The organism is Flagellimonas sp. (assembly GCF_965233845.1).
Lineage (GTDB): Bacteria > Bacteroidota > Bacteroidia > Flavobacteriales > Flavobacteriaceae > Flagellimonas.
Map to the genome: position 1 here is coordinate 1209624 of NZ_OZ247584.1, position 12733 is coordinate 1222356.

The following is a 12733-nucleotide window of genomic DNA, read 5'->3' on the forward strand; positions in this document are numbered from 1 at the left end:
GTGATATGAGTGGTTTTGCAAGACAAGTTATAGTCCAGGTGATCCTGGTTGTTGTGTTTAAGGTTTCATATTCCCAGGCTCAACTGATGCAGTCAAAAACACATGTAGGAAGTGTGGATTGGTACAACCCTATGGAAGAGCCTTTCCAGCTTATGGGTTTTGAGTGGATAAAAAAGGAAAAGGTGTTTAGGAGATTGCCTGTGGAGCCTGAATGGAAAATACCTAAAGCGGTGGATGATTTGGCAAATCAAACTGCAGGCGGACAATTAAGGTTTCAAACCAATAGTAATAGAATTTACTTGGAAGTGTGTTTGTCAAATAGTTCCAATATGTACCACATGCCAGCAACTGGACAGAGTGGATTTGATGTTTATGTTGAGGAAAATGGAGTGTATCGATATTTGCAGACATCGAAATTTCCGTTTGATGCGGAAAAATATAGCATGGAATTTATGGTAGGGAAGGGTGGTGAATTCCAAGACTTTAGAATAAACTTTCCGTTATACAACGGGGTAAAAGATTTGAGAGTTGGCGTAGAGGAAAATGCTGTCATCAAAGAGGCTCGACCACTCCCTAATAATGGGAAAATAGTGGTTTACGGCACATCTATTACGCAAGGGGGGTGTGTGTCCAGGCCGGGGATGGTGTATTCCAATATATTAAGCCGAAAATTGGATATTGAATTTGTGAATTTAGGGTTCTCTGGTAATGGTAGGGGAGAGCCAGAATTGGCACACTTAATAAATCAAATTTCAAGCGTTCGTTTGGTCGTTTTGGACTATGAGGCCAATGCAAACCAGACCATTCAAAATACTATTGGTCCATTTGTGGATATTTTGAGATCGGAACGACCGACTGTACCAATACTGATTATGTCCAAGATTAGGGTTGCCTATGCTTCCGATGGAAGCGAGGCCCTCAAAAAATTGTTGTGGAATAGGGATTTTTTGAGGAAAATGGTCGCTGATAGAAAAAACCGAGGTGACAAAAACATTTATTTCGTGGATGGTTCAGTCGTTTTAGGGGCAGATTACTTCGAATGTACAGTGGATAGGATTCATCCGACGGACTTGGGGTCATATAGAATAGCGCAGGCTTTATTGGGAGTTGTTCAAAAGATACTGAAAATTTAGCTTTATACTTTGCATGATGTCTATCGATAGTATTTTAAACCCGCCAAATATCAGAAGTAAATACATTCTACTATTGGTAACGGTGTTTACTTTACTGTTTTCAGCTTGTGTTTTTGCACAGAGCAGGTTGCGAAACAGGGATTTTCAACAGCCGAACATTGTATTGATCATGGTCGATGATTTGGGCTATGGTGACCTTGGTTGTTATGGTCAGACTCATATCAAGACCCCAAATATTGATAGACTTGCAAAGGAAGGCGTTAGGTTTACAGATTTTTATGCAGGTTCTCCTGTTTGTGCGCCTTCCAGAAGTGTACTTATGACCGGAAAACATACCGGGCATACAACTGTTAGGGGCAACTTTGGAAAGAGTGGTGTTTTGGGGCTTGGTGGAGGTGCAGGTCGTGTTCCCCTAAAGGAAAGTGATACTACGGTTGCTGAAGTGTTAAAGGATTTGGGTTACAATACGGCAATAACGGGAAAGTGGGGTTTGGGGGAGCCCAATACTTCTGGTCTTCCCAATGATCAAGGATTCGATGTTTGGTTCGGATATCTAAACCAAAGACGGGCCCATTCGCATTTTCCTGATTATCTATGGAAAAATAAAAGGAAACATATCATCAAGTTGAATCGGAATAGTGGCAAAAAGGTCTTTTCGCATTCACTCTTTACGGATTTTGCAATAGATTATATTACGCGAAATGCGAGAAAAAGAAAACCTTTCTTTCTTTACCTTCCTTATTTACTTCCGCATAGTGCATATGAAATGCCGGGGATAAACCCAATCTACGAAGACAGGCAATGGTCAGAAGAAGCTAAGGTATACGCCTCAATGGTGACACTGATTGATTCGGATATGGGAAGAATCAATGAGGTCCTTAAAAAGACCGGAATATTGGAAAACACACTTGTGATTTTCACTTCGGACAATGGAGCTGCGAGAAGATGGGATGGAATTTTTGATAGTTCTGGGTATTTGAGGGGAAAAAAAAGGGATGTTTATGAAGGGGGGATCAAGGTTCCTTTGATAATCTCAATGCCAGGCAATGTACCTGAAGGCGTTATCAACAATGAAGTCTCCTTTTTTGGAGACATACTGCCTACATTAAGTGAATTTGCAGGACGCGAACCTGAACTTGCTGGGGACGGTGTTTCCTTGAAAGATGCCATATTAAAAAAAATGCCACTGCCTTCAGAGAGAATACTGTATTGGGAATTTCATGAGGAAGGAGGGAAACAAGCCGCACGACAAGGGAATTGGAAGGCTGTCAGACTAAATGTTGATGAAAAAGGGTTTCACGGTGATTTGGAATTATACAATTTGAATGACGACCCGAAAGAAAGTAAGGACTTGTCCAAAAAAAATCCTGAAATAACAGGTCGTTTTCTTCGCATTTTGGATCAACAGCATGTTTTATCCAAAAACTATCCGTTTCTTTTTGAGGAAACGGGAGGTCAACCGGATTGATCATAATTGGATTTAACGACACTGCCCCCAAAGGTTGGTCTATAGGCAAAGGGCCAAATTTATCCATGTTAATTTAATGGCTTTTACAGTTTAGTGGTGTATTTGCAATATGGGCACACTGTAATTGTATACACCTTATTTAGATAATTTGGCTAAATAACACGAAAACAAAACAATTTATTTAACAAAAACATAAATAAAAAGTTATAAAAGGTTTTTTTTATTGTTTTATTGTAAAATTATTATATATTTGATATTGTAACGAAAGGAAAAGTAAACAAAAGTTAATTCTACAGTAATATTATGGCTTAATTATGTGTCATAATAATCTTATGAAATAACCAAACTAACTAAAATCTTTAACTAATGAAAAAAAAGCTTTTTTTATCACTAACACTTGCTTTCGCTGTGCTGACATGTTTGAGTGCGCAGCAAAAGTCGGTAACAGGAACAGTTGTTGATGAGAATGGTACGCCACTGCCTGGTGTTAATATCATTGTGGAAGGGACAACCAATGGGACCCTTACCGATTTTGATGGCAACTTCGAAATTAGTGTGGCTCAAGGAGGAACTTTACAAGTGAGCTATGTTGGTATGAAAACGAAATTGGTCAGTGTAGGGGCTTCTGATGTTATTAACGTTGTGTTGGAGGAGGATACTAATCAATTGGATGAAGTTGTTGTTTCGGCTTTGGGGTTGAAAAGACAAAAAAGAGCGATTGGTTATGCCACGCAAGAACTGGAAGGTGAAGGATTTACAAAAGCTAGGGAGACCAATATAGTGAACTCCCTTGCTGGAAAGGTTGCTGGTGTGCAGGTGACGAACATTCCTAATGGAGCGGGCGGCTCATCCCGGGTCGTAATACGGGGTAACAGTTCCATATCAGGGAATGATGCTCCACTTTATGTGGTTGATGGTGTCCCAATCGATAACCAAACAACCGACAGGGCTGATTATGCCGCTGGTGGAGTTGATTATGGGGATGGAATTTCTGGAATAAACCCGGATGATGTGGAATCTTTGACTGTATTGAAAGGTCCGAATGCGGCTGCTCTTTATGGTGCAAGAGCTGCCAATGGTGTTATTTTGATTACCACAAAATCGGGAGCTTTTAACCAAGGTTTGGGAATTAGTGTTAATTCCAATGTCACTATTGATCAATTGGCAACCCTTCCTACATTTCAAAATCAATTTATGATGGGATTTGACCCGGATGTCCCAACAAATGGTACAACTGTAATAGATGGGGTTGAGTATGGAATACTTGATGGGAGGCGTATTGCTAGTTGGGGCCCGGCCCTTGAAGGGCAATTGGTGGCGGATTCGACCGATCCAACAAGGGTAATAGCAATGACGGCACAGCCTGCAAATAATTTGGAAAGTTTTTTTCGGACAGGTGTTACTTTGACCAATACGGTTGCTGTAACCGGAGGAAACGAAAAGGCTAACCTTAGAGTCTCCGTTTCAGATCTAAAAAACGAAGGTCTTGTTCCCAACAGTACCTATGACAGACAGACTTTTAATTTTAGGGGGAAGGCCAGGATAAATGATAAGCTGTCCGTAGACACAAAAGTGAACTATATTCATCATGAGGGTGTAAATAGGCCACGGGCCGGGGCGAGTTCGTCCAATATGATGAGTTCTTTTATTCAAATAGCGCGACATGTTGACTTGGAGGATATGAAAAATTATAGGAATCCAGATGGTTCCCCGCGATTCTATACGCCTCGATTTGAAAATCCTTATTGGACCATAAACGAAGTGGTAAATGAGGATGAAAGAGATCGTATTATCGGCCTTGTATCTTTAAAGTATGATATGAATGACTGGCTAAGTATTCAAGCAAGAACGGGAACTGATTTTTATACAGATCAAAGATTTGAAAGAAGGGCCATTGGATCCGTAAGTGCCAGAACAGGTTTGGTCAGTAATTATACTTGGCATGTTAAAGAAAACAATAGCGATATCCTTTTCATGGCCAACAAAGATTTTTCAAACAATTTGTCTGGTTCATTGAACGTAGGCGCGAGTCGTTTGCATGCAAGTAGGGAAGTTACAGGTTCAAGAGGTGTGGGTCTCAGATCTCCGGGTCTTTATTTTATTAGCAATGCAAACGAGGTCACTCCAAGATACGATAAGGTGGAGAGAGAGATGAATTCGGTGTATATGGCTGGTCAACTTGCCTATAAAAACTTTTTGTTCTTGGATGTTACCGCAAGAAATGATTGGTCATCGGTTCTGGGGATGAACAATTACTCTTTCTTTTACCCGTCTGCATCTACCAGTTTTGTGTTTACGGATGCGTTTAAGATGGATTCCAATTTCTTGAACTTTGGAAAACTGCGTGCAGGCTATGCAGAGGTCGGTAATGATTCAGATCCCTATTTGACATCCTATGGTTATGTTAACTCGATAGAGACAATTAATGGACAAGGGCAAGTTGGTATTCAAGGACGAATCCCTAATCCAGACCTGAAAAACGAATTGACGAAATCATATGAATTTGGGGCAAACCTGCAATTTTTCAATAACAGGGTCGGTATTGACTTTACATATTACAATTCTTCGACCGAGAACCAAATTTTACCGGTTAACATCTCGTCCGGCACTGGATTCAATTCAATGGTTATCAATGCAGGGGAAATTACAAATGAAGGGGTGGAGCTATTGTTTAATGTAACACCCATTAAGCTTAACAATGGCTTCCAATGGGATATGACCTTTAATTTTGCCAAAAACAAATCGAAAGTTGTGTCCTTGGTGGATGGAATAGATACCCATGAAATGTCACGGGACCGCTGGGGAACCATAGAGGCCAGACCTGGTGAGGATTTTGGTAACATTGTTGGAACTTACTATAAAAGAAATGAGAATGGTGAAAAACTATTGGATGCGTTTGGAAGGTACCAAAGGGATGGTAACAATACCAGGATTTTGGGGAACATACAGCCAGATTGGATAGGTGGATTGAACAATCGTTTTACCTATAAAGGTCTTACGTTAAGTACCTTGATTGATATAAAAATGGGAGGTAATCTTCTTTCGGGAACAAAATATATACAAGCGGCAAGGGGTACGGGCAAGTTCACCACCGATGGCATTTACAGAAATGAGGAAGGGTTATGGGTAGGTATCTCAGATGGGGTACTGGAAAATGATTACTATATAGACGATGGGGCAGGAGGTCAAGTGTTGCATTTGAGAGCTGGTGAGAAAAGTGATATTGAACTGCCTAGGCATTTTTTGGCGGGGCAATGGACAAGAGGGGACATTATAGAGGAGTTTGTTCTTGATGCTAGCTACATTATGCTCAGAGAAGTTAGCCTGGAATATGCATTACCGAAAAAATGGCTAAGGAAAACCCCTTTTCAAACAGTAAGATTAGCTGCTGTTGGTAGAAACTTATTTTATATCGAAGAGCATATGCAAGGACTGGGGATTACTCCTGAGTCGGCATTTAATACGGCTTCAGGTTCACAAGGTTCGGAATCATATACTGCACCTTCAGCAAGAAGTTACGGCTTTAATTTGAATTTGACATTTTAATTAGAAATGAATTTACTAATCCTAAAAAAAGTAAAGATGAAAAATATTAAAGCAACTGGAATGCTCCCAATCGTTGCACTGGCAATCTCATTTTTATTAAATGTTGCCTGTACTGAAGACTTTAGTAAGCTTAACTCGGATCCTTCACTGCTATCAGAGGACCAGTTGGATGTCGGTTTGTTGTTGACCAGGGTGCAGAAACGAATGATTATCGATTATGGGGCCTATCCATTTGAAATATATGGCCATTATGCTGGGTATTCCTCATCGGGGGGCAATGTACCTTTTACAGGGGGATTTTTCGAAGATGAATTTCAGGGGTCTTTTTCCAATTTATTGAATGTTTCTGAAATTTTACGGCTAACCCAAGGTGACCCAGAACAGGCAAACAAGTATTCCATAGCCCGTATAATGAGGGTGTATATTTACCAGCGTTTGACCGACCTTTATGGCGATATTCCCTATAGTGAGGCGGCTAGACCTGTTGGCGAAGTGATTACACAGCCCGTATATGATACCCAGGAAAGCATTTATCGAGATTTGTTGAACGAGCTGAGACTGGCCGTAGAGGATTTGAATGCCGGTTTGGACAATAATTTTGGAAGCGAAGATTTGATTTATGGGGGAGATGTGGATAAATGGGTGCGGCTTGCAAATTCACTTCGACTTCGATTGGCTTTAAGGGTTAGATACGTCGACCAAGGTTTAGCGGTTAGTCATATCAGTGAAGTTATTAATGCTGAATTGATCGAAAGCAATGATGATAACGGTTATGTGACAACAAGTGATGATTTTGAAAGTAATCAGAACCCCATTTACAATGAGATCGTAAGAAGACAAGGCGATTTAACTGTGCTAATGGGAAAGACCATCATTGACATACTAAAGGATGCGGATGATCCCCGACTTGGCATTGTTGCCACCCCTACACCAAATTCTGTTGTTGAAGCCGAAAACAACAATGACCCAAGTTTACTTTTGTATAGGGGCAGACCCTTGGGATTGGATGGAAGCGAGGAAAGAGAGCATTATCCAGATAGTGATTTGTCAGAGGTTGGAACTTTTTTTAGAAACCCTGTAATTGATATGCCTGTTTTGTACTACAGTGAAGTTTGTTTTGCATTGGCTGAAGCTAAATTGATGTTGGACTTGGGTAGTGAAGCGGCTGATATCTGGTACAAGAGGGGGATACGAGCGGATATGGAGCGTTATGGAGTGGATGGCGGTGACATCGATGACTTTTTGGATTCACCGGTAGCGACATTAACTGGAAGTGTGGAAGAGCAGTTGGAACAGATAATGTCCCAAAAGAACGTGGCCTTGTTTCCCAATTCAGTGGAAGCTTGGTCGGAATGGAGGCGAACCGGTTATCCAAGGATTTTACTGGGATCCATGATTGGCGAGACCAATGGCCAAATTCCGAGAAGAATAAGCTACCCAGTGACAGAAATAAATTTAAATAGTTCAAATTATCAGGATGCCTCCGATCGTATGGGAGGAGACATCCTTACCGCTAGGGTTTGGTGGGATGCCAATACCAATGCGCCGTATCAACACCCGGGCGATATATTGGATTGATTATTTAGTGTGACATAGATTATTGTTTGAGTTAGTTAATTTAAGAGTCTGTCAACCAAAATTGATCGACTTGCAATTAGACCCTTTCCCCATCTAAGGGGAAGGGGTTTGTTGTTTAGAAACATTGAATTTTATGAATCGGAAAAATTTCCTTTTTACTTCGGCTGGCTTTTGTGCTTTTTTGGTTGTTCCTGGGGTTTGGTCTTTTCAAAGGCCAATTTATAAGAAGAAGAACTTTAGCTTCAAAACCTATCGTTCAGGGGAGACCGCTGTTCCAATCACCCAAGTTACGCCTGAGGACGCTTCCTATGTATCCACTTATTATGATGTTTCTTCCTTAAGTAGGTCCCAAAGATATTTAGCGGTAACAAAGGTTCCGGAACTTAATAGGGTTCCCAGTTTTGGTGAAAGCGTAGAAGTCTGTGTTGTTGATCTTGTTGAACAGACCATAACAAAGGTGTATACAACAAAAGCATGGGGGTATCAAGTTGGAGCCAATTTGGAGTGGGGTCCCACAGACCGATACCTATATACCAATGACGTGTTGGATGGTATGGGTGTATGTGTTGAAATCGATTTGGAAACCAATCAAACCAGAGCTTTTGCAGGGCCTAAATACAACATCTCTCCTGATGGATCATGCGTAGTGGGATTCCCTTTGGAATTACTGAATGTTACCCAACAAGGATACGGATATCCATCCAAGTCTGGTACGAACCCAAAAAAGCTCCCTTATGGGGCATCCACGTCGGAAGGCATCTGGAAAACTGATTTGAATACAAACGAAAGAACTCTTTTGGTGAGTTTGTTCGACGTAGCTTCCCAAATCCCTGAGCCCGCTCCTGAAAAAATGGGGACATTTTATTTTTGGCACACGAAATTTAATGATCAGGGTACTAGAATCATGCAGGTTTTGCGCTGTCTGTTTCCAAGTGGGCAAGGCGGAAGAAACGCAATGGTCTTTACCTTTGATTCCGATGGAACCAACATACGATATACTGTCGGGGCGCCCAATGTTTGGGGCAGCATGGGAGGACACCCCAATTGGCATCCAGATGGGGTACACCTTATTCGGAACATTGCGATCGATGGTACTGTACGTTTTTGCCAGTTCAAGTATGACGGTACGGATTTTAGAATCTTGAGTAAAACCCTTGAGGGGACCGGACACCCAAGAATGGATGAGAATGGAAGATATTTGATGACTGATTCGTATCCTATGGATGCAGAGGGCAGACAAGAAGTTGCCATTCGACTTATTGATATCACAGCTGATAAGGAATTAATTCTATGTAAGATGCCAACCATGCCAAGAAAGGATATAATGTATCCAACCCTTCGTCTTGATGGGCATCCCTTTTGGAACAAGGATTACTCAAAGATTTTTTTCCAAGGTGCTCCTAAGGGACGGAGACAAGTTTTTATGGCAGATTTATCCAATGTAAAAAGGTGACAACCTTTAAAACTTAAAACCCATGAAGCTCAATTATCTTTTTATCGTATTGTCCCTGTGTTGTATGGAATGGCAATATACTTATGGTCAAGTATCAGACCATGGGTTAAGAAGACCGAACATTCTAATTGCAATTAGTGACGATCAATCGTATCCATATGCTGGGGCCTATGGAGACAAAACTGTAAATACACCAGCATTTGACCTAGTAGCTAGAGAAGGAGTGCTTTTCAATAATGCCTTTTCCACCTCTCCAGGCTGTGCCCCTTCTCGTTCTTCAATATTAACAGGCAGATACCCGTGGCAGAATGAAGAAGCTGGAGGGCACCAATCAATTTTTCCGTTAGAGTACAAAGTGTTTGTTGATGTATTGGAGGAAAACAGCTATTCAATTGGTTTTACGGGAAAAGGCTGTGCGCCCTTTAATTGGAAATTGTCCGGAAGGAATAGGAACCCTGCTGGTGTAGAATTTAATAGATCAAGATATGGAGCAAACGATAGTATACCGGCAGCAGGTATCTCGGATATCAACTATGCATCTAATTTTGATGAATTTCTTTCAAAGAAACCAAAAGATAAACCCTTTTATTTTTGGTATGGAAGTTATGAGGCACATAGGGAATTTGAGGAAGGCTCCGGGGCTAAAGCGGGGAAGAGGGGTGAGGATGCATACCTGCCGGGTTTTTTGCCCGATCATAAACCTGTACAGACTGATATTTTGGATTATGCTTTGGAAGTGGATTGGTTTGACTATCACTTGGGCAAAATGATCCAAAGTTTGCGCAAAGCAGGCGAATTGGAGAATACCATAATTATTGTTACCTCGGATAACGGAATGGCATTTCCCAGAGCTAAGGCAAATTGTTATGAATATGGTATTCATGTTCCCTTGGCCGTAATGTGGAAGGCACAAGTGGCTGACGGTAGGGTAGTGGATGACTTGGTTTCCTTGGTGGACATTGCTCCGACCATTTTTGAAATAACCGGTTTGGATACGGGGGGGATGAAGCCAATTTCGGGAAAAAGTTTTAAAAACATCCTCCTGGCAAAAGGAAATGGCTTTGTAGACCCTGAAAGGACAGCTGTATACTCCAGTAGAGAAAAACATTCTTCTTCAAGATGGGCAAATTTGGGATATCCGATCAGGGCAATAAGAACCAAAGAATATCTCTACATAAGAAATTATGCACCGGAAAGGTGGCCGTCCGGAGCTCCTCAAATGCTGGATGTCAATGACCCTTTCCGGCTTGAGGATATGTATGGGCTTGATGATAATGGTAAATTTCAGGATAAGGCGTTTTGGGATATAGATGCAGCACTATCAAAAACATATATCATTGAAAATTATGCGAATGATGAGGTGTCGAGGTATTTTGAAATGGCAACGGCCAAAAGACCTGAGCACGAATTATATAACATTAAAAAGGATCCTTTCTGTATGGTCAATTTGGCTGAAAAGCTGGAGTATCAGGACGAGCTGGCTTTAATGAAAAAGGAACTTGCCGCGTTCTTGATGGAAACGAAAGATCCCAGGCAGGTTGGTCCTGACCCAGATGTTTTCGAGAACTATCAGAGATTTAGTTTAATGAGGCCCTTTCCAAAACCAGACTGGTTAAGGTTAAAGTAGTGGCTTTGTTAAACCCATAAATGGTTTGTTTCTAAATTTTGTATAAAATGGAGTTGTTTACAATAAGATCTTTTAGTCTATTCCTGTGCACCCTTAACTTAACTGTGGTTTTTGCCAAAGGGCCTACTTTTTTTAATGTCCGGGATTTCGGTGCAACTGGTGATGGTAAAACATTGGATACCAATGCTATAAATGAAGCCATTATAGAGGCGAGCAATAAAGGGGGAGGGATGGTTTATTTCCCTCCGGGCAGATATTTGTCCGCCTCTATTCGTTTGAAGAGTAACATAACTATTCATTTGGAGGCTGGTTCAATAATAGAAGCTGTCCATGACTCAATTGCTTTGTATGATTTTCCAGAGAGGAATGAAAAGGGAGGTGGTTTTCAAGATTTTGGGCATAGCCATTGGAAGAACAGTCTTATTTGGGGCATTGGCCTTGAAAATATATCCATACAGGGAGCCGGGCTGATTTACGGAAAGGGGCTTAACCCTGGGTTCAATAAGTTTACAGAGGTGTATAAGGATGGCGCCCCGGGATCAGGGAATAAGGCTATTTCTTTAAAAGAATGTAGAAATGTGCTGTTGAGGGATTTTTCAATTTTGCATGGCGGGCATTTTGGAATACTTGCAACTGGTGTGGACAACCTTACAATTGATAATTTAAAAATTGACACAAATCGAGATGGAATCGATATTGACTCCTGTCGTAACGTTCGGATTTCCAATTGTAGTGTGAATGCACCTTGGGATGATGGTATCTGTTTGAAAACTTCCTATGGACTTGGAAGACTCAAACATAGCGAAAACATAACAATTTCTAATTGTTATTTGACAGGGGGATATGATGAGGGAACTCTTCTTGACGGAACCTTTAAAGTAAGTTCTCCAGAGTATAAATCCAACAAATTTGGACGTATCAAACTGGGCACAGAGTCCAATGGGGATTTCAAAAACATCACAATAACAAATTGCGTGTTTGACCGTTCACGGGGGATAGCAATTGAAAGTGTAGATGGGGGCCATATTGAAGATATAGCAATTTCAAACATTACAATGAGACACTTGACAAATGGTCCTATTTTTATTCGTTTGGGAAGTCGGCTCAGGGGGCCTAAGGGAACAAAAGTAGGTACAATAAAACGGATATCAATAAACAATGTAATAGCGTCAAATGTGAGCGGTAACTATACTTCGTCAATAAGCGCTATACCTGGACATTACATTGAAGATGTAAAGATCAGTAATATGCGGATCAACCAAGAAGGAGGCGGGAATAAAGAGGAGGGACTTATATTTCCACCAGAAAATGAGGCGGATTACCCCGAACCGGGTATGTTTGGAAGGCTTCCTGCTTATGGTTTTTACATAAGACATGCGATTGGTTTGGAGGTCAGTCATGTTAAAATTGATTACAATGAACCAGAGGCTCGCCCCGTTTTCGTACTTGACGACGTCCAGCAAGCCAACTTTTACAATCTAAATATGGAAGTGGGAGTCGATGACGCCCCGTTTTTTGACTTGAGAAATGTCAAGGATTTTTCTGTCGGGGCATCAAGATTTCTAAAGGATACGGTTTTGAGTCACAACGTTTTTCGATACAAATTGTAGGACGACCATATGAAAGACCTTACTGAGCGTGTTTTGTTCGGGTCCGCAAGTATACGAAAGAATAATCAGATGAAAGAGTAGATTCTTCTTTTGGGGAGATCCCTATAAAATCCAACCAAGTAAAGGTTTTTGGGGGTTTGTTGGCCAACCTGAATACCCGCACACTTCTAATTGTAAATAGGGCATGAAACAAAAGGCAATAATATTTTCATATCGGTTATGCGCTTCATAGGATAGCGCCATAAACTACACTTCCATCTTGATAAATTCGAAGTAAAAGAATAAAACGAAAATAATATGTTACGATACGTTTCTTTT

At 41.0% G+C, this 12733-nt stretch carries 7 protein-coding genes; all 7 read left to right on the top strand.

The genetic code is table 11. The features are described from left to right. The first annotated feature begins 5 nt into the window (after positions 1–5). A complete protein-coding gene (locus tag ACO6S0_RS05420; protein ID WP_422350978.1) occupies positions 6–1133 on the top strand; it encodes an SGNH/GDSL hydrolase family protein in 1128 nt (375 codons plus the stop codon). Between the two features lie 13 nt (positions 1134–1146). Next, on the top strand, positions 1147–2601 hold the full coding sequence (locus tag ACO6S0_RS05425; protein WP_422350979.1) for an arylsulfatase: 1455 nt from the start codon (positions 1147–1149) through the stop codon (positions 2599–2601). 366 nt (positions 2602–2967) lie between these two features. Continuing rightward, the gene (locus tag ACO6S0_RS05430; RefSeq protein WP_422350980.1) at positions 2968–6147 is read left to right on the top strand and encodes a SusC/RagA family TonB-linked outer membrane protein; all 3180 of its coding nucleotides are present in this window, start codon (positions 2968–2970) and stop codon (positions 6145–6147) included. Between the two features lie 36 nt (positions 6148–6183). Then, positions 6184–7725, top strand: a complete 1542-nt coding sequence (locus ACO6S0_RS05435; protein WP_422350981.1) for a SusD/RagB family nutrient-binding outer membrane lipoprotein — start codon at positions 6184–6186, stop codon at positions 7723–7725. Between the two features lie 133 nt (positions 7726–7858). Next, positions 7859–9178, top strand: coding sequence for a hypothetical protein (locus tag ACO6S0_RS05440; RefSeq protein WP_422350982.1), 1320 nt, complete (start codon positions 7859–7861; stop codon positions 9176–9178). Between the two features lie 22 nt (positions 9179–9200). Further along, entirely contained in the window at positions 9201–10805 is a 1605-nt protein-coding gene (locus ACO6S0_RS05445; RefSeq protein WP_422350983.1) for a sulfatase, read from the top strand. 47 nt (positions 10806–10852) lie between these two features. Then, a complete protein-coding gene (locus tag ACO6S0_RS05450; protein ID WP_422350984.1) occupies positions 10853–12415 on the top strand; it encodes a rhamnogalacturonidase in 1563 nt (520 codons plus the stop codon). Positions 12416–12733: the final 318 nt, after the last annotated feature.